The sequence below is a fragment of the Luteibacter mycovicinus genome (assembly GCF_000745235.1).
In the GTDB taxonomy this organism is placed as follows: domain Bacteria; phylum Pseudomonadota; class Gammaproteobacteria; order Xanthomonadales; family Rhodanobacteraceae; genus Luteibacter; species Luteibacter mycovicinus.
Window position 1 is genome coordinate 1,808,794 of record NZ_JQNL01000001.1, and the last position, 23,964, is coordinate 1,832,757.

Here is a 23,964-nt window from a genome sequence, read left to right on the forward strand (position 1 = left end):
CTCAACGCCAATCCGGACCCACCGACGCATCGCGCGTCGGTGGGTCGTTACTCATGGCGCGGTGAAACTCGCTTGCACCGTGACGTTGGCGAAATCCTTCACCCCCACCACGGTCACGTACCAGGTACCCGCCGCGGGACGGGCGACCGTCACCGCTTCGTTGTTCGTGGACGGCTTCACCGACCGGTAGTCGTACGCGGTCGACGAAGCGGCTTCGCCGTTTTTCACGTAGAGCGACACATCGCCGCTGCCGCCGAAGCTGCGCAGCGCCAGCGACCGCGCACCCGCCGGCACATCGATGCGATAGACCAGCGTGCCGTTCGCACGGCCGGTCTGACCGGTCAGCGCGACGCCGTTGCTGAGCGCGGTGGCATCGCCGTCGCCCGGCTCGCCAGGCGCGTCATTGCCCAGCGCCTTGTTGACGGCGGCGTAGGCATCGAGGATGCCGGCACCGATCGCCTTGTCCGGCGTAACCGGGAATGGCGTCGCGGTCGAGGTCAGCAGCGTGCGGATCTCGACCGGCGTCGGCGTCGCCACACCGGCGGCCCTGGTCGCCGACAGGATCAGCGCGACGGAGCCCGCGACGTGCGGGGTGGCCTGCGACGTGCCAGCCATGCCGCCGTAAGCGGCGGTGGTCGGCTCATGCGTGCCGTTGTTGATCGCCGACCAGATGAAACCGGCCTGTACCGGCGAACCCGTCGTGCCGTCGTTGGCGTAGATGCCACCACCCGGTGCCGACAGGGCGACCTTGCTGCCGTAGTTCGAGTAGTAGGCGCGCTTGCCCGCGATGCCGTTGGAAGCCACGGTGAGCGCACCGGGGCAGCTGGCGGGCGAGTAGTTCGTCGCGTCCGCACCCGAGTTACCCGCCGCGACCACCACGGTCGTACCACGCGAGATCGCCGAGGCGATGGCATCCGAGGTCACCGCGTCGTCCGCGCAGGAACCACCGCCGCCCAGGCTCATGTTGATGACCTGCGCGGGATGCGTATTGTCCGGCACGCCGTCGACGTGGCCGCCCGACGCCCAGACGATCGCATCGGCGATGTCGGAGGTGTATCCGCCGCAGTGGCCGAGCACGCGGACCGGCAGGACTTTCGCCTTGTACGCGATGCCGGCCATGCCGGTGGCGTTGTTGCTGAGTTCGGCGATCGTTCCGGACACGTGCGTGCCGTGCCAGCTGGAATCCTCCTGCTCGTCGCCCGCCGACGGATCGATGCACCCGCCGTTGGCCAGCAGGTACTTGTCCTCGGTGGTCCAGTCGCCGGTGTCCCAGCCACCGGGCGCACGCGCATCCGTGCTGCGTCCGGAGACGAAGCCGTCGGAGATGAAGTCGTAACCCGCGTCGGCGAGCGACAGGTCGATGTCGGGATGCTGCGTGATGCCGGTGTCCAGCACGGCGACGGTCACGCCGGTGCCATCCGCGAGGTTCCACGCATTGGCCACGTTGCTGCCGCCGCGATTGGCGTAGCTGGTGGCGTCGGAACCGATCTTCTCGGCGGTGCCGGTCGGCGGCCGGAAATGCCACTGGTAGCCGGCGTAGTACGGGTCGTTGACGACGACCGGGGTGACATCCGTCGCACGAATGTCATCGATCTTCTGCATCATCGCGTCCGGCTCGACGTGCTTCACCGCCGGGTCGGCGGCGATCTGCCGGATCAGCGTGTCCGCCTCGGTGCGCGTCAGCTTGCGCGACGTGCGTATCAGGTCGGAACCGGTGGCCAGTTTGCGTCCGTAGACGGCCTGGATCGCGGCGACCTTGCCGGCACGCAGCTGACTGGATGTCCCTGCGGTACGCGAGAGTGCCGCACCGACGGACTGTGCCGCCGCGGAAGCGCTGACGCGTTCGGTGGTGCCGTCGCGATAGGTGACGATGAAACGGTCGTAGCCGCCTGGCGCACGCAGGCTGCTGACGTCGAAAGTCGCGCTGGGCGCATCCGCCCCGGTTGCGAAGATCCCGGGCGCGATGCCCAGGAGGAGCGAGGCGACGAACGTCCCCGCGGCGATCCGATTTACCATCTGCACTACCCTCTGCCCGTGGTATTGCTGCAGGCGACCGCTTGCCGGTCCCCTTCCTTTTTGACGTCTCCGGGACGTCCCCTGAAAAAAGGTTTTTTTGAGATCCTTCTGAACTCCCTCTGCGCCCTCTTCATGAGGACCGTCTGGGGAACCTAGCAGTAGGAAAATACGAACGTCAATAATTTGACGCGATGACGGACATCATCCGAACGGCCTAGGCGGGAAACCCCGGGATAGCCAGGATCGGACGTCCATATGCTTGTCAATTCATGGCCTTGCGCGGGAATAACACGCGCGCGCCGTATTCAAACACATGCACCAAAGCGAACCAATTCATGGACTTGATCGACATCGGCGCCAACCTCACCCACGAATCGTTCCGGCAGGATTTCGATGACATGCTTGCCCGTGCCAGCGCCCATGGGGTCGGCCGGATGGTGGTAACGGGAGCGTCACGCGAGGGAAGCGAGCACGCCCTGGCCATGGCGAAGGCCAGCGGCGGCCGACTTTTCGCCACCGCCGGCGTGCACCCGCATCACGCCATCGACTATGACGACGCGACCGACGCCCTCCTTCGCCAATGGGCACGCGAGCCGGAAGTTCGGGCGGTCGGCGAGACGGGGCTCGACTACAACCGCAACTATTCACCGCGCGAGGTCCAGCGCGAGGTATTCGAGCGGCAGCTCGCCATCGCCGTGGAGGTCGGCAAGCCGCTCTTCCTGCACCAGCGCGATGCCCACCACGACTTCCTCGCCATCCTGAAGCGCTACCGAGACCGGGTCCCGGCCGCCGTCGTCCATTGCTTCACCGACACCGGCGACGCGCTGCGCGACTACCTCGAACTCGACTGCCATATCGGCATCACGGGATGGATCTGCGATGAACGCCGCGGCGCGCACCTGCGCGAGCTGGTCAAGCTGATTCCGGCGGACCGGCTCATGCTCGAGACCGACTCGCCCTACCTGCTGCCGCGGACCATCCGCCCCATGCCGAAGGACCGCCGTAACGAACCGATGTACCTTGCGCATATCCGCGACGAGGTAGCGAAAGACCGGGGCGAGTCGAAGGAGGCTCTGACCGCATCCAGCGTCAGGACCAGCGAGCTGTTCTTCGGCCTCTGAAACGCGAGCCGGCGTCCGCTCAACCGGAATGCAGCCCGGTGAGCGACGCCTCGGCCAGGTCCACCTCGCGGACCAGATTGCGCAGCGTTTCGTCGTTGATCGTGTGGTTGCGGCGCAGCTCGTGGAGCTCGCGCCGTTCGGCACGCAGTGCGGCGAGACGCATCACCCGCTCGGTACCCGCCTCCGCACGGGCCTTCTCCGGGACGTCGCCTTCCTCGCCCGCCGCTTCGAGGCGCTGCTGGTAATCGCCCATGACGCGTGCCGCGATGCGTGAGGCCAGCGCGATGGCGTTCTCGTCACCACTCTCCTGCACACGCTGCTGCTCCTTCTCGATGCTGCGAATCGCCGCCTCCGCCGCCAGGGCACGCGCCTTGCGCTCTTCCCGCACGCGCGGATCCTCGCCAGGCAGTTTCAGACCCTTGACCGAGAGCGGTAGCCCGATCGCGCCGAACACCAGCGTGCAGAGAATCACGCCCGAGGCGAGAAAGATCATCAGGTCGCGCGTCGGGAACGGGATGTTTTCGCTCTTCATCAGTGGGAGGGAGAGCACACCCGCCAGTGTGATGGCGCCACGCACGCCGGCCAGCGCCGTCGTCCATACCAGCCGCGTGCCCACCGGGGGGCGCTTCTCGCCACGGTGCAGCGCGCGCATGAACACGAAGCGCAACGACACCCACACCCAGATGAAACGAAGCAACACCAGCGCCAGGGTGATCGCCACGACATAGGCGGCGAGATGCCACAGCGGACCACCGCCCGCCTGCGCGATATCGACCTTCGCCCCGTCGACGATGGCGGGAAGCTGCAATCCCAGCAGCAGGAAGATGATGCCGTTGAAGGTGAACTCCACCATCTCCCAGACAGCCCGGCTCTGCATGCGCGTGGCGACGTAGCCACCCTTCATCACGTCGGTGTAGTTCATGCTCATGCCCGCCGCCACGGCGGCGAGGATGCCGGAGACACCGAAATGCTCGGCGAGCAGATAAGCCGCGAATGGCAGCAAAAGCAGCAAAGCCACCTGGGCCGCCGGATCCACTTCGCCACTCCAGCGCACCAGCCGGCGACGGAACAGACCGAAGCCGAGGCCCACGAGCACGCCCGCCGCGAGGCCACCCAGGGCCATCACCACGAAGTCGCCCGTGGCGGAAATCAGCGAAAACTTGCCGGTCATCTCGGCGGCGATAGCGAACTGCAGCGCCACCAGACCGGATGCATCGTTGAGCAGGGCTTCGCCGGAGAGGATATGCATCAGGCGCGGCGGAATCGGCGACTCACCGCTGATCGAGGACACGGCCACGGCATCGGTAGGCGACAGCACGGCGGCCAGCGCGAACGCTACCGCCAGAGGCACCGTCGGAATCATCCAGTGGACGAAGTAGCCGACCCCGACGATGGTGAAGAAGACCAGACCGATCGCCAGGGCGAGGATCGGGCCGCGCAGGAGGAACAGTTCGCGTTTCGGAATGCGCCACCCGTCGGCGAACAGAAGCGGCGGAATGAACAGCAGGAAGAACAGCTCGTGGTCGAACTCCACATGCAGGCCGAAAGGACGTGCAAGCAGCGCCCCTAACGCGATCTGGATCAGCGGTAGCGGCAAGCGGATCGGAAGGACACGAACGATCGCGCCGGAGAGCGCGATGACGAGAAGGAGGATGAGGATGGTGATGACTAAAGACATCAGGGAAAGCTAGCGATGGTGCGGATTTCAGGCAAGCGTCATCGTCTGACGGACCATGAACGGAAGGCCTTCTCCGAGCCTTTTCCGCCCGCTTGAACAGCGGCCGTCGAAAGACGCCGGAAAGGCCGAAGAAAGACCGCAGAAAGGCGCAAAAAAACGCCTAATCCCGCAAATACCTGCTTAGGATTTATTCCTATTGTTCCCATAGTTATTAGGGGTTTACGTTATTTTCACGCACTGGGATCAGGGCCATCGACCGGCCGACTCGTGGGGACGTAACGGGCGGCGGCGATTTGCGGTAAGGGACGACATTTGCAGTTCTTTGGGGAGAACCGACATGCACCACACGCGCTCGCTCGCACCCCTTTTCGATTGACGACGTGACGCCGCGCGCCCGCTAAGAGGCGTACGGCCGAACAACCATTCTTTCCATTCCGGTGATTCCACCGCCTCGAAAAGGCGGCCTGCCCACGTGCCGCGTGGGTATGGGGTTTCTTGTCCCGGTTTTCGTCATGCGTTACATCAGGAGGGTCGTTTTCATGCAGCACCACACCCGTTCCACCGCCCCGGCACGCCGCAAGCTCGCCCTTGCCGTCGCCTTCGCGGTCACCGCCGGCGCCGCCGGTGGCGCGCTCGCACAGAGCAACGCCACCGGCTCGATTTTCGGTTCCGCCACACCGGGCGATGTCGTCCATATCGAAAGCAAGGACACCGGCCTGCGCCGCGATATCACCGTCGATTCGGGCGGTCGCTATCGCGCCAACTCGCTGCCGATCGGCACTTACGACGTCACCCTGATACACGCTGGCACGACCGTCGATTCGCACAAGGGCGTACAGACCCAGATCAGCCAGGGTACCGACGTTTCATTCTCAGCCGCGCCGGCGGGCAGCGATGCGACCAGCCTCGGCGGCGTGCAGGTCACCGCCAACGCGCTGCCGAGCATCGACGTCAGCTCGGTCGACTCGCGCACGGTGCTCACCGCCGATCAGCTGTCCAAGCTGCCCATCGCGCGCACGTCGATCAGCTCGGTCGCTCTGCTCGCACCGGGCACCACGCCCGCGGCACGCGGCTACGGCAACGCGCTCTCGTTCGGCGGCTCGTCCGCTTCCGAGAACGCTTACTACATCAACGGTTTTCAGGTCACCAATCCGCTGACCGGCGTCAGCTCGCGCCAGCTGCCCTACGACGCGATCGATCAGGAGCAGGTGCTGATCGGTGGTTACGGTGCGGAGTACGGCCGCTCGACCGGTGGCGTGATCAACGTCGTATCGAAGCGCGGCACGAACGAGTGGAAGGGCGACATCCAGGTCCTGTGGTCGCCCTCCAGCCTGCAACAGACGCCGCGCAGCATTTACCAGACGGATGGCACGCTGTTCCAGAAGGGCAACCCCTATGTCCAGCGCAATCAGGACAACCTGCAGTATTCCGGGTCCATCGGCGGCGCACTGGTCAAGGACAAGCTCTTCATCTTCGCCGCGGCGGACTGGATCAAGCAGACGGGCGACTACACCGGCCCGAACACGGTCAGCGACCAGGAACGCGACACGGCCAAAACCACGCGTTGGCTGACCAAGCTGGACTGGAACATCACCGACAACAACATCCTCGAGCTGACCGGCATCGGCGACAGCGAAACGACGGATGCATCGATCTTCGGCTACAGCTACCAGACCGGCCAGGGCGCGTATCTCGGTCACCAGTACACCAAGAACTACAACGGAACGCAGACGAACGGCACGCCAGGCGGCGATACCTACATCGCTCACTACACCGGCTACCTTACTGACGATCTCACGATCAACGGCATGTACGGCAGAGCGCATTCCGATCATGAGCAGGATATCAATGGCGCTTCCGGCATCGCATGTCCCTCCATCACCGACGCGCGAGTGGAGTTCGCCAGCAACAAGCAGACGGGTTGCACCGTAGGCTCGAGCACGATTCTCTATCCGGGTTCGAAGGACAGCACGAAGGGCTGGAGTGCGAACATCGAATGGCGGGTCGGAGACCACGATCTGCGCGCCGGCGTCGACAACTACGTGCTTCGCGCGACGTGGGGCGCCGTGCCGGTGGGCGGCACTTCCTACACCTACAACGATGTCGGTGATGGAAGCTCCATCCAGCAGCGGCTCATCAATCTGGGCCTCGACCCGAGCCTGTACAACCCGGCGAACTTCCCCAACGGCTACTACGTCGAATCCACCGCCCTTTCGACGGGCGCTTCGGCGCGGACCAATCAACGCTCGCAATTCGTCGAGGACAACTGGCAGATCACCGACCGCTGGCACTCGTACGTCGGCCTGCGCAATGAGCAGTTCTCGAACTACAACGGCCTCGGCCAGGCCTACGCGCGCTCTCGTCATCAGCTCGATCCCCGCCTGGGCGTTTCATGGGACGTGTACGGTGACAGTTCACTGAAGGTGTACGCCAATGCCGGTCGCTACCATCTCGGGCTGCCGACGTCGGTGGCGGTTCGTGGCGCCGGCCCCTCGACGTACCCATCCAACATCTACAGCTTCACGGGTATCGACCCGACAACGGGCATACCGACCGGTCTCGGCACAGGCGCCTATTCCGGCACCTATTACCTGAATGGCGCGAATGGCACGCCGCCCGATGCCAAAACGGTATCGTCCCGCCAGCTGCATTCGTACTACCAGGACGAGTACATCGCAGGCTTCGACAAGCAGCTCGGGGACACGTGGGTCGTCGGCGCAAAGGCCATGTACCGCAAACTGCGCAGCCTGATCGACGACACCTGCGATTCCGCACCACTTCAGGCCTGGGGCGATGCCAACGGACTCGGCGATCAGGTGGCTGCCGGTATCGCCCGCAGCACGGGCTGCTGGCTGTACAACCCGGGCCGCGCGAATACCTTCGTGGTTTCGCCGTCCGACGGTCAGTATCTCGACATTCCGCTATCCGCCAAGGACATCGGCGAGCCGAAGCCGAAGCGCTCCTATTACATGCTCGACCTGTACGCGGAGCATCAGTTCGCCGACAAGTGGTACGGCAAGATCGACTACACGTACTCGCGCAGCTACGGTAACTCCGAGGGCCAGCTGGACTCGAACATCGTGCAGGCCGACGTGTCCACCACGGAAAGCTGGGACTTCCCGGCGATCATGGAAAACACCAACGGCGATCTGCCGAACGATCACAAGCATCAGCTCCGTGTGTACGGCACCTACGTACTCTCTGACGATTGGCAGTTCTCGACCGTTACCCGCGTGAGTTCGGGCGCACCGATCAGCTGCCTGGGGACCCGTCCCCTTTCCGTGGGTGGCGATCCGTACGGCTATGGTGCCAACTACTTCTGGTGCAATGGCGAACCTTCGCCGCGCGGATCCAGGGGCCGTACGCCGTGGACGTACACGATGGACGTGAGCGCAGCCTGGAAGCCGGCATTCGCCGAACACAAGCTGTCCTTCACCGTCGACGTATTCAACCTGCTCGGCAAGCAGGAAGTGACGCAGGTGTACGAGACGGGCGAGACGGCATCCGGTCTCCCCAACCCGCAGTACAAGCGCGCACGCTCCTTCCAGGACCCGCGTTACGTCCGCCTCGGCGCGCGTTACGACTTCACGCTCTGATCCGATAACGACATAACAACAAAAGAAGCAGTTTCCCCGGATATTGGCCGCTCTTACCGAGCGGCCTTTTTTTATATGGAAGCCGACTGAAAGCCGGTTGAAAGCTGAAAACGCCTCGCAAGGCTTACGCAGAATTCTGCTTTGATGAAACTTGTTTCATCCACGCGATAACGTCGTCGACGTGTTCTTACGTGCGTACACGGACGAACGCCCGCCCGGACGCGGATGCATGTTTTTGCGCACGCGCAAGACCCTTGCGATTCGACCGCGCACAAGCGGGGCAAGGTATTTCGTTCATGCAACTCCCCTTGAGTGCATCCCTCGCTGCGCCTTAGCTTCGCCGTGCTTGTTGCGGTTTCGTTAAGTCGCACATGCGGTGTTTCGATGCGGAGGATGTCGACACCACCAAGGGGCCCGGACGGCCATTTCGATTGAGTCACGACTCCGCGACCGCCCTCTGCCGACGGCGGCGCGGCTTGAAGCATTTGGCCAGTGGCCGGGGAGATCTACATGCAGCTGCGTCATTCATCGGACCGCTCACGGCGGCGTTCGCTTTCGCTCGCCATCGCGGTCGGGCTCGGCATCGTCAGCGCCGCGTCGTTCGCACAGAGCACCGTCGGCGGTGTCTACGGCACGGCGGACGCCGGTGCCCAGGTCACCGCCGTCAACAACGGCAGCGGCCTCAGCCGCAGCGCCACCGTCGGTAGCGACGGCCGCTTCAACATTTCGTCGCTGCCGCCGGGCGATTACAAGATCACCTCGACCACCGGCGGTCAGAGCACGACGCGCACGATCACCATCGTCGCGGGCCAGGGCTTCAACCTCAACCTCGCCGCACCCGCTGCCACCGCTGGCGCACAGGACCTGACCACTGTCTCGGTGACGGCCAACGCGCTGCCGCCGATCGACATCACGTCCAGTCAGACCAACACGGTGATGACGGCCGAACAGATCAAGCAGCTGCCGCTGGCTCGTAACCAGACGGCCGTGGCGCTTCTCGCGCCGGGCGCGACCAAGGGCGACAGCGCCTTCGGCAACCTGGCCTCGTTCGGCGGCGCTTCGGTTGCCGAGAACAGCTATTACGTCAACGGTTTCAACGTCACCAACTTCTTCCAGAGCCTGACCTACGCGCAGGTGCCGTTCGAGGCCATCGACCAGGAAGAGATCCAGGACGGCGGTTACGGCGCCGAGTACGGCAACTCCACCGGCGGCGTGATCTCGGTCAACACCAAGCGCGGTACCAACGAGTGGAAGGGCGGTATCGACTTCACCTGGAACCCGTACCAGCTGCAGGCCAACCAGCCGAATATCTACCTGCAGAACGGCGCGCTCAACCAGAACAACCGCCACAACAGCAACTACGTGATCGGTAACAACGGCAGCGGCAACGCGACCGACTTCGGCCAGCGCTGGAACGCCTGGCTCGGCGGCCCGCTGATCAAGGACAAGCTGTTCATGTTCGCCCTCGTCGGCGGTACGCGCACGGCGGACGAGCATTATGGCGACGCCACCGGTGGCGGCAGCTTCAACAAGACCACGATCAAGGACCCGCGCTACCTGGTCAAGCTCGACTGGAACATCAACGAGAGCAACATCCTCGAATACACCGGCTTCAGCGACACGAGCACCACGCAGCAGAGCATCTACGGCTACAACTACGACGAAAACGGCCAGCCGCATCGTGGCGACTACCTCGGTCAGCAGTACGACAAGACCGGCGGCATGAACAACATCCTGAAGTACACCAGCTACATCACGGATGACTTCACGATCTCTGCGCAGTATGGCAAGAGCACCAACAAGCGCGTCGAGCGCGCCACCACCGCCGATGGCACGGTCGAAGAGTACGATGGCGACATCTATAACGCCGTCAACTCGCCGGGCTGCCCGACGATCGTCGACCAGCGCTCGCCGGTCGTGGCCGGCTCGGTGCCTGCCGCGCCGCATTGCTCGTTCACCTCTGCGGGCGAACTCACCACGCCGAATGGCGAAGACAAGCGCAATGCCGGTCGCATCGACTTCGAATATCACATCGGCGATCACGAGCTGAAGGCCGGCTGGGCACGCGACCATTTCACAACCGACACGGGTACGGCGTACGAGGGCGGCTCGATCTACACGTACCAGCCGATCCCCGAAGACATCCTGGGTCATACCCCGGGCATCGACCCGGCGGACAACGTGGTCAAGCAGGCGGTGTTCGCCACGGGCGCGAAGGTCGGCATCACGCAGAAGTCCTACTACCTGCAGGACAACTGGCACATCACGGACAACTTCGTCGCACGTATCGGTGTGCGTAACGACGGCTTCAACAACACCAACAGCCTCGGCCAGACCTATGTCAGCCAGGTGCACAGCTGGCAGCCGCGACTCGGTTTCTCGTGGGACGTCCACGGCGACTCAACGCTGAAGGTCTACGGCAGCGCCGGCGACTACTCGCTGCCGCTGGACGGCAACGTGGCCCTGCGCGGCGCGGCCGCCTCGCTGTACCAGATCCGCTACTTCAGCTACACGGGTATCGATCCGGTCACCGGCGCGCCGACGGGCCTGGGTCCGGTCTCCGACGCCTACGCGGCCGCCAACCCGGCACGTGCCGTGACCCAGTACGCCAACGGCGAAGCCGGTGTCGTGCCGAACCCGGGCGCCGTCGCCACCAAGGACCTGAAGCCGTTCAAGCAGCGCGAGTTCATCCTCGGTGCCGAACAGCAGGTGGCCGACTGGACGTTCGGCGCCAAGGCGATCTACCGGAAGATCCTCACGGGTATCGACGACTCCTGCGACTTCCGTCCGATCGCCGCGGCCGCCAATGCGCAGTACGGCCTGAACCTCGACACCACCAGCCTGTCGCCGGCGGCGGCGAACGTACCGGGTTGCTACATCTTCAACCCGGGCAGCTCGGTGACCCTGCGCACGCCGGTCGATGCGACCGGTACGCTGTACGACATCCACCTGCCGGGCTCGGCCGTGGGCGAGCCGAGCTACAAGCGCTCTTACATGGCGATGCAGCTGACCGCCGAGCGCAACTTCGACAACACCTGGTACATGAAGGCGTCGTACGTGTGGTCGCACACCCGTGGCAACTCGGAAGGTGGCGTCGACTCGTCCAACGGCCAGGCCGACACCGGCACGACCGAGCTGTTCGACTATCCGGAGATCATGGCCGGCTCGAACGGTTACCTCCCGAACGATCGCAAGCACACCTTCAAGATCTATGGCGCCTGGCAGATCAACAACCAGTGGCTCGTCGGCGCGAACGGCATCCTGCAGACCGGTCGTCCGGAAAACTGCTACGGCCTGAACCCGATCGACGGCACCATCGGTGGCTACGGTGGCGGCGCTTATCTCTACTGCAGCGGCATGGTCGTGAAGCGTGGCTCGGTGGGTCGCACGCCGACGTACTGGAACATCGACCTCAACGCGACCTATAAGCCGGAATGGGCGAAGGGCGTGACGATCTCGGCCAACGTGTTCAACATCTTCAACAAGCAGCACACCACCTCGATCAACGAAGTGGGTGAGGACAACAACGGCAATTCGCTGTCCGACACCACGTACAAGATCCCGACCAGCTTCCAGCAGCCGCGTTACGTGCAGCTGTCGGCCGAGTACGACTTCTCGCTTTAAGCTCCACCACAAGAAGACAGGGCGCGCGTTCCTCCCGGACGCGCCGCCTTGCAAATCTCCCCGGAATCGCCGCCTGCTCCCACGGGCGGCTTTTTTTCTCTAGCGGGAGCCAACCCTGTTGGCGAATGCTCTTAGATCAGTGTTCCAAACGCTGTTCCATCAGTGTTGTTCCAGAAAAATAGCTATCGATGAATTCATTCACATGGTCAACCTGTTCACGCAACTTTGAAGCACTCTTGGCTGCAACGGTGGGAACATCAATTTTAGACCGGCCACCCGCATAGTCCGGGACATCTTGGTAGGTTTTCGGCAAGGCTTCGGCGACCAGTAGCACGGCATTCGCGTCAGTGAGAAAGACGCGAGCACTCACTGCGTAGTAAAGAACAAGCCGCGCAATTTCCTCCAAGCGTTCAGCAGGTTTCATACCACCAATCCGCTCGACTCCTCCGCAGGCGAGCTCAACCGCTGGCCAGTATGGAGGCATGATTGATCCGTCACTTCGAAGGCTCGCGTACATCGAAGGAAGCGTCTCCTGGCATTCTTTTATCACATCCTCATATTCGTCCTCCTCAAAACTTACGCTGTCAATCCGCGCATCTACGGGCTGCCCAACCAACTCTCGAGCAACGCTCTCTAGATAGACAGTTAGCTCTTTACTGCTCATCGATAGGGGACGACCAACAATTAGCCTATTGGCAATCGTGAAATCAGCGAGTTTGCTTAAATCATTCATGATCATCTCCATTGATCCCCTGCGACCGCATTATCGTCTGAGCAAATCCATTCTCTTGCTCTGCCAAATGAAATATTTGATCTGTTTATACGTGTATTAGGCAGTTCGCATCCAAGCCATTGATTTCTCCTCTTCTAAAGATCGCGAGGCACGCTCCGTAACTCGAACCTCCATGTGTTCCTGCTCAGACTCTGTCCCACTCAATCTTCGCGTGCGCCCGCGATGCGCACTGCGCACCCGTCGTAATCAACGTACCGACGCCACCGAGCGCAAGCAACGTGCGCCGCCGCTCAGGAATCTCGTCCTCCTGTAACGACTCCACAAGCAAATCGGTAATGGCCCGCGCGTACTGCAACAACTCGGTAGCATCGTTCAACAGCGCGTTGACACTCGCCTCGGGGTCAACGCGAAAACTCCCCTCACCAACCGCTCGGTACTTTTCTATCGATACCTCCTTAATCTGCCGCATATTGCGGTGACATCGCTCTGGTAGGAGCCAGCCCTGCTGGCGATTCACTCCGCCCTGAGTTGTGGCACGCCAAAACGCAAAGGCGTGCCACCATCGCTCGCACGATGAGCCTCATCGGCCTGTCCGTGACCGGACGCCGGGGGGTGTGTTCAAGAAGTGGTTCGCAACGCCAGTCGCTGTCTTGCGGCCACACGGCAACGCGCCGGATAGCTACGGCAAGAAAAAACTCAACTGACAACGGCAGGCGCCGCGGTTCTTCAACCGTGTCTGCGAGATCGGCAGACGGCCCGGTAACCGTTGAGGGGAGTGCCGCCGGGAAGCGGCACGCGTGAGAATGCCTTAGTATTTGGCATAGCCATGGTCAACCTTCTGCGTTGATTAGGGTCAGCGGACCTTGTGGTGCGTCAACACCCCTGGTCCGCGCTTCTCACCGCTTTGAGCGATGGTTGCCTGCGACGCGTGGATCGCTACTCCGCAGGCAACGGATACAAGCTAGCAAAAACGATTGCCGGTTGTCTTGAGAATCTGGACCGATTTCGCAATCGTCAGCGTTCGCCAACGGGGTTGGCTATCACCGGGGCGCGTGCCCAGCGTGGACTGAGGACGAAGACGACGACACCCGCGAGCATCACCGCGATGCCGAGCCATACGCCGGATGCGAAGTGCTCGTCGAAGACCAGCCACGACGTGGCGATGCCGGAGACCGGGACCAGGAGCGACAGCAGAGACACCGTCGCTGCTGGATAGGTCTTCATCAACGTGTTCCAGATGAAGTAGCCGAAGATCGTCGTGACGTATGCCTGAAACAGAATGGAGCCTACGGCGGGCAAGGCGATGCCGTGACTCAGCACGACGAACGGAGCCGAGCCACGCACTAGCCATGTCAGCAGGAGCAGTGCCGGGGCGGAGAACGCGCTCGACCAGACGATGAAGGCGAGCATATCGGCGGGTTTGTGTCGTTTCACGATCAGATTGCAGACGCTCCAGCTGACCGCGGCGAGCAATACCAGCAGCACGCCACGCGTCGTCACCGTTCCTTCCGTATAGCTAACTACGAGCAGCAAACCACCGCCGGCCAGCACCATGCCCGCAACTTGCGGTGCGCGAATGCGTTCTCCAAGCACTGCGGCGCTGAGCAACAGCGTAAAGAACGCACTGAACTGAAGCACCAGCGACGACAGCCCCGGTGACATGCCCTGCGACATCGCGAGGTTGACCACGAACCATAGCCCCACGCCGAACAAAACGCCGTAGATGGCGACGGCGCTCAAGGGAACATCGACCGGCCGACGAACGAAGAAAACCAGCGGCAACGCCGTCATCAGAAATCGCAGCGCGGTGAGGAGAAACGGGTCGAGGTCACGCAGGCCGGCTTCGATCACCGAAAAATTACTACCCCAGATCACCGTCACCAGCGCGCCGAGCATCAGATCGCGCACTCGCATGGCCGTCGTTCCTTCTGAGGTGGGGAAGCCGACCCTAAAGGAGGCGACCGATGACCGGAATACGATTATTCTGAAATTTCGCCCCGGGATCGTCTAGCGTGATCGCCTCGTCCTTTTCTTCCGACGACGTCAGTCCTGCTCGTCCTCGAAGCGCAGGTGCTTCACGCTGCGCCCGTGCCGCCGCACCAGCTTCAGTGCCTCGATGCCGACCTTGATGTGCCGCTCGACGAAGTTGGCCGTGACCGCCGCGTCGCTGAACTCCGTCTTGACGCCCTCGGGAATCATCGGCTGATCAGAGACCAGCAGCAATGCGCCGCAGGGGATGTGATTGGCGAAGCCGGCGGCGAAGATCGTGGCCGTCTCCATGTCGATGGCCATGCTGCGGGTGCGACGCAGGTAGTCCTTGAAGCCTTCGTCATGCTCCCAGACGCGTCGGTTGGTCGTGTAGACCGTACCGGTCCAGTAGTCGTGGCCGAGGTCGCGGATCATGGTGGACACGGCGCGCTGCAGCTGGAAGGCCGGCAGCGCCGGGACCTCGGGCAGCAGGTAATCGTTGGACGTGCCCTCGCCGCGGATGGCGGCGATCGGCAGGATCAGGTCACCGATGGCGTTTTTGCGCTTGAGGCCGCCGCACTTGCCGAGAAACAGCACGGCTTCCGGCTCGATCACGCTGAGCAGGTCCATGATGGTCGCGGCGTTGGGGCTGCCCATGCCGAAGTTGATCAGGGTGATGCCGTCGGCGGTGGCGTTGGGCATGGCACGGTCGCGGCCGCGTACTTCCACGCCGTGGTCGGCGGCGAAGCGCTCGACATAATGGCCGAAGTTGGTCAGCAGGATGTGCCGGCCAAAGCCCTCCAGGGGGGTGCCCGTGTAGCGGGGCAGCCAGTTGGAGACGATCTCGTTCTTGGTTTTCATGGGGGATCTTCACAATCCGGTGGCGCGGTTACCGGCGACGCCACGCCGGCGGAGATGCCAAATTCATTCGGCGAAGTGTAGCATCCGGTCCAGCGGAGCGAAGTGGAACGCAGCGGGCGTTTCGGGCGCCGCGAGGCCTCGAGCCGTGAATGGGAGTGGTGCCGATGCGAATCGGAGTGGCGATCGACGCGGCCTGTGACCTGCCGCATGACTTCCTGGAGCGCAACGGCATCGCGGTCATGCCGATCACCGTCAAGGTCGACGACCAGAAGTTCAAGGACGACCGCGACCCTGCCGAGATCCAGCGCTTCCGCGACCAGAAGCTGGGTAGCCGCAGTCATTCGGCGGAGACCGAGGCAAGCTCGGTTGAAGATGTGCAGGACCTTTTCCTCGACCGCATGGTCCGCGACTTCGACTGCGTCGTCTGCCTGACGATCATGGCCACGCGCAGCCCGATCCACGACAACGTGATCAAGGCCAGCTTCGCCATCCTGAAGAATTACCGGCCGGTCCGTGAAGCCATGGGCCACACGGGGCCCTTCCTGATGCGGGTGGTCGATACACGCAATATCTTTGCGGGCTCCGGCCCGGCCGTCGCGGAGACCGTGCGGATGATTCAGGCGGGCAAGTCACCCGCCGAAGTACGTGAACGCGCCGCTCATGTCGCCGATTGCTCGTACGGCTACATGCTCCCGCGCGATCTGAATTACCTGCGCTCGCGCGCCCGGAGCAAGGGCGATCGCAGCGTCAGCTTTCTCAGCTCGATGCTCGGCACCGCGCTCGATATCAAACCGATCCTCCGCGCGCATCGCGGCGAGACCGGACCGGTCGGCAAGGTCCGTGGTTTCGAGCACGGAGCGCAGGTGCTGTTCGAATACGCCGCCAAGCGGGTCCAGGCCGGACTGCTCGTGCCCTCGCTGTCACTCAGCTACGGCGGTGACCTGGACGACATGCGCAACCTGCCGGGATATCACCCACTCACGCGCATCTGCGGCGACGCCGGCGTCGAAATCCTCGAGAGCCCCATGAGCATCACGGGCATGGTCAACGTCGGCGAAGGGGCGATGACGATCGGTCTGGCTGGCGAAGACCACATCGCCGAGTTCTGACCATGCGCCCTGCCCGCGTCGCACTCGCCATGCTCGCCCTGGTGACCGGCCCCGCGCTTCATGCGGAGACGGTATACAAGTGTGTCGCCGCCGGGCAGACGATCTACCAACAGACGCCGTGCGCCAAAGCGCAGCGTCAGGAGACGATCCAGCTGGTGGACTCGGCTCCCGCTGACGGCAAGGTCGCTCCCATGCCCGGCGCACCGCCGCCCCGCGACGACGTCGACAGCCCGGAACCGCCGGCGCCGCCGGCTGCGTTGCCGCCGCGCATGTACGGCTGCATCCGCGCGACGGATGGCAAGCCATATACCAGCCACAACAGCCACCCGGAGCCTTATCTGGCACCGTCGGGTGTGGTGGGCGATTTCGGGGGGACATTGAGTGATACCTACGGAAACAGCCGCGCGGCGGTCGCGTCCGCACCGGAGCTCAACCGCGGCAAGGGCAGCGTCGGCGCGCTCGTCAACAACAACTACATCTGGGTGCAGGACCAGTGCCGTGCACTGAGCCCCGACGAGACCTGCCGCGTGTTGCGCGACGATGCCGATGCCAACCAGAAGGCGATCCGCAACGCGTTCAAGAGCGACAAGCCGCCGCTCGAAGCGAAGGACGCATCGCTTCGCCGGCAGCTTCAGGCCTGCGGCTGAGCCCGGCGAACGTCAGAAGCCGTAGCGCAGAAATCCTCCGTCCACCGCGATGGTCTCGCCCGTGACATAACTGGACGCGGGCAGGCAGAGAAAGGCGACGGCGCCGGCTACTTCTTCCGGCTCACCGATACGTCCCATCGGCGTGCGGTCGAGCACTTCCTCGAGGTATTCCGGGTCGGCCAGCGCGGGCTCGCTGCGCTGTGTCCGGATGTACCACGGGGCCACCGCGTTGACGCGAATGCCGTCTTCAGCCCATTCCACCGCAAGGTTGCGCGTCATCTGGTGCAGCGCGGCCTTGGTCATGCCATACGGCGAGCCCGTGCGCACGTGCGTGATGCCCGAGACCGAGCCGACGTTGACGATCGCGGCATTCGCGTGCTGGATCAGGTGCGGGTACGCCGCGCGGCTCATCTCGTAAGCCGAAAACACATTGAGCTCGAAGAGCGCACGGTATTCGTCAGGCGAATAGTCGAGTGTCGGACGCGGCGTGTTGCCGCCGACGTTATTCACGAGAATCGACAGGTCAACGTCGAGGTCGACTACCCAGTCGAAGACGGCGAGTCGGTCTTCCTGGTCGGAAAGATCGGCGGCCATGCCCAGGATTTCCACCTCGGGACACTCCTCGGCCAGCTCGTCGCGGACTTCCTGCAAGACCAGTTCATCGCGCGCGACGAGCAGCACGTCGGCACCGAGGGCCGCGAGTTCGCGCGCACAGGCGTAGCCGATGCCTTTACTCGCGCCGGTGACGAGTGCGGTGCGGCCGTCGAGGCGCCAGCTGGGAAGTCGTGGATGCATGTGTGGTCTCCTTCGATGACGGCATCCTACAAGGTATGCTCGGACGATGGACGTCCAGACTCCCCTGCTCGGCATCGACCGGGCCACCGTGATCCGCGAAGGTCGTGCGCTGCTCGACGCCGTGTCGCTGACGATCGCGCCGGGCCAGCACACCGCCATTCTCGGGCCCAACGGCTCGGGCAAGTCCACGCTGGTCAAGCTGATCGAGCGGCGCCTGTACCCGCTCGTGCATGACGACGCGTCGCCCGTGATCCGCGTCTTCGGCCGCGACCGCTGGAACGTCGCGGAACTTCGCTCGCTGCTCGGCGTGGTCTCGGCGGACCTTCGGCGCGAGTTCGAGACATCCGGCGAGACCGCACTGAACGCGGTGCTCTCCGGCTTCTTCGCGTCGATGACGCTCGGTCTCGACCATGACGTGACCGACGACATGCGTTCGCGCGCCGGACAGGCGTTGCAGCGTGTCGGCGCGGCGCACCTGGCATCGCGCGACGTATCGACGCTGTCGACGGGCGAAGCCCGGCGCGTCCTGATCGCACGCGCGCTCGTGCACCGGCCCCGCGCGCTCCTGCTCGACGAACCGTGTGCGGGACTGGATCCGGGTACGCGTCGGCGCTTCCTCGACCTGCTGCGCGAACTCGCTCAGGATGGAACGACGCTGCTGCTGGTTACCCACCATGTCGAGGAAATCGTCCCTGAGATCGGCCATATCGTCATGCTGCGTGACGGCACCTTGTTCGGGGAGGGCCCGAAGGACGAGCTGCTGGCAGCCGACCGGCTGTCCGAGCTGTTCGGCTGGCGTATGGACGTCGACCGGGTGAACGATTTCTACGGCGCGCGATTGCGCTGAAGCGCACGGAGCGCGAGACTCGGCCCGACCCTGAGGACATGCCCGTCATGACACATCGCGCCCTGCCCGTTCTGCTCGTTCTTGCCTGCGCGGCCTGCTCGAAACCGCCGCAGCCGGCACCGACCCCGCCCGCACCCCAGGCGCGCGTCGAAACCCCGTGGGATTCGCTCGAGGCGCAGAAAAAGAAGGCGCAGGACGTGCAGAAGACGGTCGACGATCAGGCCAAGGCGCAGGATGCGGCGCTGAAGGCGCAGGAACAATAAAACATCGCGCGCAAGGCGCGCTCCTACGGGTAGGAGCGCGCCTTGCGCGCGATGCCCTTATCGCCGTGCCATCACCGTGGCGAACAGAAGCAGTAAGCGTAAACGTTAGGCTTGCCCGCCTCCGCCGTGCGGAACAACGCGAACTCCGGCGCCAGCTTCGGCAGCATCGCCACCCAGGACGGCAGGCGCATGCCCCACGACAGGGCGACACGCGTTTCGGCGCTGTCGCCGACATTGGTGAGGAAACGCTCGACCGCGCCCATGGGCTTCTCGGCGTAACGCACGTTGAAGTCCTTGCCCAGATGAGCTTCCTGCGCGGCATCGTTGATGGCGTCCTCCAGGCTGCCGAGCTTGTCGACGAGACCGCGATCCAGTGCCTGCTGGCCCGTCCAGACACGTCCCTGCGCAATCGCGTCGATCGCGGCGAAATCCTTGCCGCGCGCCTTCGCCACGTTGCCGACGAAGTCGCGGTAACCCTTGTCGATGATGCTCTGGATCAGCACGCCGACCTTGGGATCGAGCGGACGCGTCACGTCGAACGCGCCCGCCAGCGGGCCCGTGGCGACGCCATCGCTCTTCACGCCGATCTTCGCCAGTGTGTCGGGCACGGTGAAGAACATGCCGAAGATGCCGATCGAACCGGTAATGGTGTTGGGCTCGGCATAGATCCGGTTCGCGTTCATCGAGATCCAGTAGCCGCCACTCGCGGCGACGTCGCCCATCGAGACGACCACCGGAATACCGGCATCGCGCGTGAGTTCGACTTCGCGGCGAATCTGCTCGGCCGCATACACCTCACCGCCCGGCGAATTCACGCGCAGGACCAGCGCCTTGGTGCGACGGTCGTTGCGCACGCTGCGAATGAGCGCCGCGGTGGAATCGCCGCCAATGGTGCCCTGCGCCTGCTTGCCGCCACTGATCTCGCCCTCGGCGACGACCACGGTCACGCCATCGCCGGTCTGCAGCACGTCGATATTGGACAGGCCGCGATCGGCGAGATAGCCGCCCAGGTCGACCTGACGGAAGCCCTGCTCTTTCTTGCCGGCGGGTACGCCCTGCTTGCGCAGCATGTCGACGAACTGCTGCTCCGTAGCGATGCCGTCGACGAGTTTTTCCTCGACGGCGAGATCGGCAAGGCTGCCTCTGGCGTCGCGGACGCGCTCAGCCAGCCCGTCCACGTCATCGCGCAGCGTGGCGGGGTCGAGGTGGCGACGCGCGGCGACTTCGTCGATCCAGGTGGACCAGAGGCCGCCCAGCCAGAACGCATCCGCTTCTTTCGATTCGGGCGACGCGTGATCGAGGATGAACGGCTCCGCCGCGCTCTTGAACTGGCCGACGCGGAACAGGTGCACCTGCACGCCGAGGCGGTCGAGCAGGTCCTTGTAGAACAACCGGTAGTTCGCCAGGCCCGTGGCCATCACGCCGCCCTGCGGGTCGATGTAGACCTTGTCGGCGTGCGACGCCAGGTAGTACTGGCCCTGATCGAGATTGGCGGCCCAGACCAGCACCGGCTTGCCCGACGCACGGAAACGGTCGAGCGCGGCGCCGACTTCGCGCAGCGCGGCGAAACCGCCGGCCTGGATGCGATCCGGACGCAGGACGATACGGCTGACGTGATCGTCCGTGGCGGCCGCGTCGATGGCGCGGACCATGTCGCGCACCTGCACCTGCTTCACGCCGTCGCCGGACATGCGGCTGAGCGCGCGTGACAGCGGATCGGCGCTGTACTGCTCGACCAGCGCGCCCTCGGGCGCGATCACCAGCACCGTCTTGTCGTCCACCCTGGCGTTCCGGCCGCCGAGGAAGAGCGCCAGCAGGAATACCGCCAGCAGACCGAAAAAGAGCACGTTGATGATGATCAGGCGGGTGACGTTGATGCCGCGACCGAGGCCGCGCATGAAACGACCGAAGCCGCCACCGCGACGCGGCGACGGCGCAGGGCGGGAGCGATCCGGCAGGGGCGGCGGCACGGCGTCGTAGCGATCCGACATCTAAGCGATTTCCTTGATGATTGAGTGCAGCGTAGCGCGTCGCAGGGCCTGCATCACGTGTGGATTGGCACAGGCGCGGCGTTGTCGGGATCGTCGCGCCAGCGGCCGCTCGCGCTGCTGCGCCAGAACCGCGCGAAGAGCAGGATCGCGGCCATGCTCAGGCCCGCGATCAGCCCCATCCACATGCCGCGCGCCCCCAGCCCCTGCGGAAAGGCGAGCCACCAGCCGATCGGCATGCCGACGCCCCAGTAGGCGAACAGCGTGATGCCCATCGGCACCCGGGTGTCCTTCAGTCCACGCAAGGCGCCGTTGGAGGCCACCTGGATACCGTCGGAGAACTGGAAGAACCCGGCGAGGATCAACAGCTGGGACGCCATGGCAATGACCGCGGCGTCGCTCGTGTACAAGCGGGCGATCGGGCCGGGCAGCGACAGCATGATGCCGGAGGAGATGAACTGCGTGACGAGCACCAGCGTGATGCCGGACATGCCGGCATAGCGCACGCCCGCGGCGTCACGACGGCCGGCCGCGTTGCCGACGCGCACCGTGATCGCCATGGACAGGCCGAGCGGAATCATGAAGGCCACCGAGGCCACGTTGAGCGCGACATGGTGGCCGGCGGTAACCGTCTCGCCGAGCCGTCCAATCAGCAGGGCCACCGCGACGAACAGGCCCGCCTCCATCAGCAAGGTCACCGCCATGGGCACGCCGATGTGCAGCAGCTGGCCGATCTGTTTCGCGCTGGGCGGCGCCATCCGCTGACGCAGGTTGAGGTCGCGGTAATTGCGGTGACGCCAGACGTAGATGCCGAAGCCGAGCATCTCCAGCCAGAGCACGATCGCCGTGGCGATACCGCTGCCACGCGCGCCCATCGGCGGAAAACCCAGCTTGCCGTACATCAGTACGTAGCCCAGCGGCGCCAGCACGAGCAGTCCGCCGAAGCTGAAGTACATCGAGGGTCGGGCCATCGACAGGCCCTCGGAGAGTCCGCGCAACGCGAAGTACGTGGTGAGGGCCGGGGCGGCCCAGCAGATGGCGTGCAGGAAAGCCCGCACGTCGGCCCGCATGGATTCGACCACGCCGAACAGGTCCATCAAAGGCGAGGCGTTCCAGACCGCGATGCCCAGCAGCAACCCAAGACCCCACGCGATATACAACGCCTGGTGGAACACCGCGCCGACCTCACCCCGGCGGCCGGCGCCGTCCAGCTGGGCCACGGTGGGCGGCACGGCCATCATGGTGCCGATGCCGGTGACGATGGCCAGGACCCAGATGTTGGCGCCCGTGACCACCGAGGCCTGCGTATGCGCGCCCTGGTGCCCGGCAAGCACGGCATCGACCACATTGGTGCCGATGGCGGAAAGCTGCGCGGCGATCATCGGCAGCGCCAACCGGACGGTGGCGCCGATCTCGCGGCGGGCGCGGGCGCGGTCGAAGGACATGGGAGGGCAATGGCGTGTGGGCCGCCCATTGTACCGGGCCGCGTGCGATGATCCGACCCCGTCAGGGGACAATGGGGAACTCACGGAATGAAAGAGCTCGAGCCGTCGCCCGCGCTGCTGTGCGCGAACTGCTCCGCGCCGCTGCGGGGCGCGTTCTGTCACGACTGTGGCCAGTCCATAAAAAGCGTGCTCCAGCCGGTCTCGCACATGCTGGAGGATGCCGGGGACATCTTCTTCCACCTCGACGAGCGCATCGTCCATACGCTGCCGCCGTTGTTTACGAAGCCCGGCTTCCTGACCCTGGAGTATTTCTCCGGGCGGCGGGTGCGCTATATCGCGCCGTTCCGGCTGATGTTCGTGTTCTGCCTGCTGGCTTTTTTCCTGCTACACCTGGCCATCGGCGACACGAAGTTCGGCAGTAACGACGGCAAGCCCGTCGCGGCGGATTCGATGGACGCCTTCGCCGCGGCGAAAACGCCGGACGAGGTGCACGCGATCTACAAGGATCAGGTCCGCGAACTCCATGAGTCGCTGGATGACCCGGAGACCCCGGCCGCGGCCAGGGCGGGCATGAGCGCCCTTTATGGCGTCGTTCGCAACGCCGCCAACACGCGCCTGACCGAACTGAAAGCACCTCCGATCGAACGGCAGGCCGACGAGCCGGCGTCCGATGTGCGACGGAGTGGCGAGGAGCGGGTCGACAGCTGGTTCGGCAACCACGCGAAGATCGACGTCGCCTGGCTGCCCGGTGCCGTCAACCGGCGCCTCGACGCCGCCTTCAGCCACTTCAAAGCCAACCTGATCCCTGTTCTCAACGGCGGTGCGCAGCGTCAGGAGGCCATGCATCGCATCCTCGAGGGATTCTTTTCGGTCCTGCCTCAGGCCATGTTCGTCATGGTCCCGCTGTTCGCCCTGATTCTGAAGGTGTTCTACGCGTTTCGCCGCCGGCTATACATGGAGCACGTGATCGTGGCCCTGCACAGCCACGCTTTCCTGTTCCTCTCCCTCATTGCGCTGACGCTGCTGGGGCTCGCGAAGGAGCCGGTCCGGTCGCATCTGGCGATCGGCGGCAGCGCGATCGGGCTGGTCCAGTTCGCCATCTGGGTGTGGATGCCGCTGTACCTGCTGATCATGCAAAAGCGCGTCTACCGCCAGGGATGGCCCATGACGATCATAAAGTACTGGCTGATAGGCAGCGTCTATTTCTGGCTACTGCTCTTCGTCATCGCCGTCGCCTTCGTTATCGGCATGACGCATTAGGACTATTTCCTAA

17 protein-coding genes are annotated in these 23,964 nt (G+C 64.2%); 8 read left to right on the top strand and 9 right to left on the bottom strand.

Features of this window, described 5'->3' with window-relative positions; all coding sequences use genetic code 11:
- Positions 1-51: 51 nt before the first annotated feature.
- Complete coding sequence (locus FA85_RS08185) at positions 52-2,016, bottom strand: S8 family serine peptidase (RefSeq protein ID WP_036109842.1); 1,965 nt, start codon at positions 2,014-2,016, stop codon at positions 52-54.
- Between the two features lie 335 nt (positions 2,017-2,351).
- Here FA85_RS08185 and FA85_RS08190 point away from each other — a divergent pair, with 335 nt between their 5' ends.
- Positions 2,352-3,137 (top strand): TatD family hydrolase, encoded by a 786-nt coding sequence (locus FA85_RS08190; RefSeq protein WP_036109840.1) that lies wholly within the window; start codon positions 2,352-2,354, stop codon positions 3,135-3,137.
- Between the two features lie 19 nt (positions 3,138-3,156).
- Here the strand turns inward: FA85_RS08190 and FA85_RS08195 are convergent, their stop codons facing one another.
- Positions 3,157-4,815, bottom strand: coding sequence for a Na+/H+ antiporter (locus FA85_RS08195; protein WP_036109839.1), 1,659 nt, complete (start codon positions 4,813-4,815; stop codon positions 3,157-3,159).
- Positions 4,816-5,354: 539 nt separating this feature from the next.
- Here FA85_RS08195 and FA85_RS08200 point away from each other — a divergent pair.
- Positions 5,355-8,411 carry a TonB-dependent receptor gene (locus FA85_RS08200; RefSeq protein WP_036109836.1) on the top strand — a complete coding sequence of 1,019 codons (3,057 nt, stop codon included), beginning with the start codon at positions 5,355-5,357 and terminating at the stop codon, positions 8,409-8,411.
- A gap of 510 nt (positions 8,412-8,921) precedes the next feature.
- A complete protein-coding gene (locus FA85_RS08205; protein WP_036109835.1) occupies positions 8,922-12,035 on the top strand; it encodes a TonB-dependent receptor in 3,114 nt (1,037 codons plus the stop codon).
- Between the two features lie 136 nt (positions 12,036-12,171).
- On the opposite strand, the gene FA85_RS08210 is transcribed toward FA85_RS08205, so the two are convergent.
- The 4 genes from FA85_RS08210 to FA85_RS08225 form a co-directional block, all read right to left on the bottom strand.
- A complete protein-coding gene (locus FA85_RS08210; RefSeq protein ID WP_156108673.1) occupies positions 12,172-12,768 on the bottom strand; it encodes a hypothetical protein in 597 nt (198 codons plus the stop codon).
- Positions 12,769-12,952: 184 nt separating this feature from the next.
- Positions 12,953-13,237, bottom strand: a complete 285-nt coding sequence (locus FA85_RS08215) for a hypothetical protein (protein WP_036109827.1) — start codon at positions 13,235-13,237, stop codon at positions 12,953-12,955.
- A 545-nt stretch (positions 13,238-13,782) separates the two neighbouring features.
- Positions 13,783-14,682 (bottom strand): EamA family transporter, encoded by a 900-nt coding sequence (locus tag FA85_RS08220; RefSeq protein ID WP_036109824.1) that lies wholly within the window; start codon positions 14,680-14,682, stop codon positions 13,783-13,785.
- A 129-nt stretch (positions 14,683-14,811) separates the two neighbouring features.
- Entirely contained in the window at positions 14,812-15,597 is a 786-nt protein-coding gene (locus FA85_RS08225) for an AMP nucleosidase (RefSeq protein ID WP_036109821.1), read from the bottom strand.
- 164 nt (positions 15,598-15,761) lie between these two features.
- On the opposite strand from FA85_RS08225, the gene FA85_RS08230 reads away from it, so the two are divergent.
- Complete coding sequence (locus FA85_RS08230) at positions 15,762-16,706, top strand: DegV family protein (RefSeq protein ID WP_036117014.1); 945 nt, start codon at positions 15,762-15,764, stop codon at positions 16,704-16,706.
- 2 nt (positions 16,707-16,708) lie between these two features.
- Positions 16,709-17,353 (top strand): DUF4124 domain-containing protein, encoded by a 645-nt coding sequence (locus tag FA85_RS08235; protein ID WP_036109818.1) that lies wholly within the window; start codon positions 16,709-16,711, stop codon positions 17,351-17,353.
- A 12-nt stretch (positions 17,354-17,365) separates the two neighbouring features.
- On the opposite strand, the gene FA85_RS08240 is transcribed toward FA85_RS08235, so the two are convergent.
- A complete protein-coding gene (locus FA85_RS08240; RefSeq protein ID WP_036109816.1) occupies positions 17,366-18,148 on the bottom strand; it encodes an SDR family oxidoreductase in 783 nt (260 codons plus the stop codon).
- A 46-nt stretch (positions 18,149-18,194) separates the two neighbouring features.
- Between FA85_RS08240 and FA85_RS08245 the strand changes: the two genes are divergently transcribed.
- Positions 18,195-18,995: an ABC transporter ATP-binding protein gene (locus FA85_RS08245; protein ID WP_036109812.1), complete on the top strand. Its 801-nt coding sequence runs from the start codon at positions 18,195-18,197 to the stop codon at positions 18,993-18,995.
- 47 nt (positions 18,996-19,042) lie between these two features.
- A complete protein-coding gene (locus FA85_RS08250) occupies positions 19,043-19,258 on the top strand; it encodes a hypothetical protein (RefSeq protein ID WP_036117012.1) in 216 nt (71 codons plus the stop codon).
- A 71-nt stretch (positions 19,259-19,329) separates the two neighbouring features.
- On the opposite strand, the gene sppA is transcribed toward FA85_RS08250, so the two are convergent.
- Positions 19,330-21,249, bottom strand: a complete 1,920-nt coding sequence (sppA, locus tag FA85_RS08255) for a signal peptide peptidase SppA (protein ID WP_051943231.1) — start codon at positions 21,247-21,249, stop codon at positions 19,330-19,332.
- Positions 21,250-21,302: 53 nt separating this feature from the next.
- Positions 21,303-22,691, bottom strand: a complete 1,389-nt coding sequence (locus FA85_RS08260) for an MATE family efflux transporter (RefSeq protein ID WP_036109809.1) — start codon at positions 22,689-22,691, stop codon at positions 21,303-21,305.
- A gap of 87 nt (positions 22,692-22,778) precedes the next feature.
- Between FA85_RS08260 and FA85_RS08265 the strand changes: the two genes are divergently transcribed.
- On the top strand, positions 22,779-23,951 hold the full coding sequence (locus FA85_RS08265; RefSeq protein WP_036109806.1) for a DUF3667 domain-containing protein: 1,173 nt from the start codon (positions 22,779-22,781) through the stop codon (positions 23,949-23,951).
- The last annotated feature ends 13 nt before the right edge of the window (positions 23,952-23,964 follow it).

Bases quoted from the DNA above. Each gene is read 5' to 3' on its own strand.
- FA85_RS08185 (WP_036109842.1), bottom strand. From the start codon at position 2,016: ATGGTAAATCGGATCGCCGCGGGGACGTTCGTCGCCTCGCTCCTCCTG.
- FA85_RS08190 (WP_036109840.1), top strand. From the start codon at position 2,352: ATGGACTTGATCGACATCGGCGCCAACCTCACCCACGAATCGTTCCGG.
- FA85_RS08195 (WP_036109839.1), bottom strand. From the start codon at position 4,815: ATGTCTTTAGTCATCACCATCCTCATCCTCCTTCTCGTCATCGCGCTC.
- FA85_RS08200 (WP_036109836.1), top strand. From the start codon at position 5,355: ATGCAGCACCACACCCGTTCCACCGCCCCGGCACGCCGCAAGCTCGCC.
- FA85_RS08205 (WP_036109835.1), top strand. From the start codon at position 8,922: ATGCAGCTGCGTCATTCATCGGACCGCTCACGGCGGCGTTCGCTTTCG.
- FA85_RS08210 (WP_156108673.1), bottom strand. From the start codon at position 12,768: ATGAATGATTTAAGCAAACTCGCTGATTTCACGATTGCCAATAGGCTA.
- FA85_RS08215 (WP_036109827.1), bottom strand. From the start codon at position 13,237: ATGCGGCAGATTAAGGAGGTATCGATAGAAAAGTACCGAGCGGTTGGT.
- FA85_RS08220 (WP_036109824.1), bottom strand. From the start codon at position 14,682: ATGCGAGTGCGCGATCTGATGCTCGGCGCGCTGGTGACGGTGATCTGG.
- FA85_RS08225 (WP_036109821.1), bottom strand. From the start codon at position 15,597: ATGAAAACCAAGAACGAGATCGTCTCCAACTGGCTGCCCCGCTACACG.
- FA85_RS08230 (WP_036117014.1), top strand. From the start codon at position 15,762: ATGCGAATCGGAGTGGCGATCGACGCGGCCTGTGACCTGCCGCATGAC.
- FA85_RS08235 (WP_036109818.1), top strand. From the start codon at position 16,709: ATGCGCCCTGCCCGCGTCGCACTCGCCATGCTCGCCCTGGTGACCGGC.
- FA85_RS08240 (WP_036109816.1), bottom strand. From the start codon at position 18,148: ATGCATCCACGACTTCCCAGCTGGCGCCTCGACGGCCGCACCGCACTC.
- FA85_RS08245 (WP_036109812.1), top strand. From the start codon at position 18,195: ATGGACGTCCAGACTCCCCTGCTCGGCATCGACCGGGCCACCGTGATC.
- FA85_RS08250 (WP_036117012.1), top strand. From the start codon at position 19,043: ATGACACATCGCGCCCTGCCCGTTCTGCTCGTTCTTGCCTGCGCGGCC.
- sppA (WP_051943231.1), bottom strand. From the start codon at position 21,249: ATGTCGGATCGCTACGACGCCGTGCCGCCGCCCCTGCCGGATCGCTCC.
- FA85_RS08260 (WP_036109809.1), bottom strand. From the start codon at position 22,691: ATGTCCTTCGACCGCGCCCGCGCCCGCCGCGAGATCGGCGCCACCGTC.
- FA85_RS08265 (WP_036109806.1), top strand. From the start codon at position 22,779: ATGAAAGAGCTCGAGCCGTCGCCCGCGCTGCTGTGCGCGAACTGCTCC.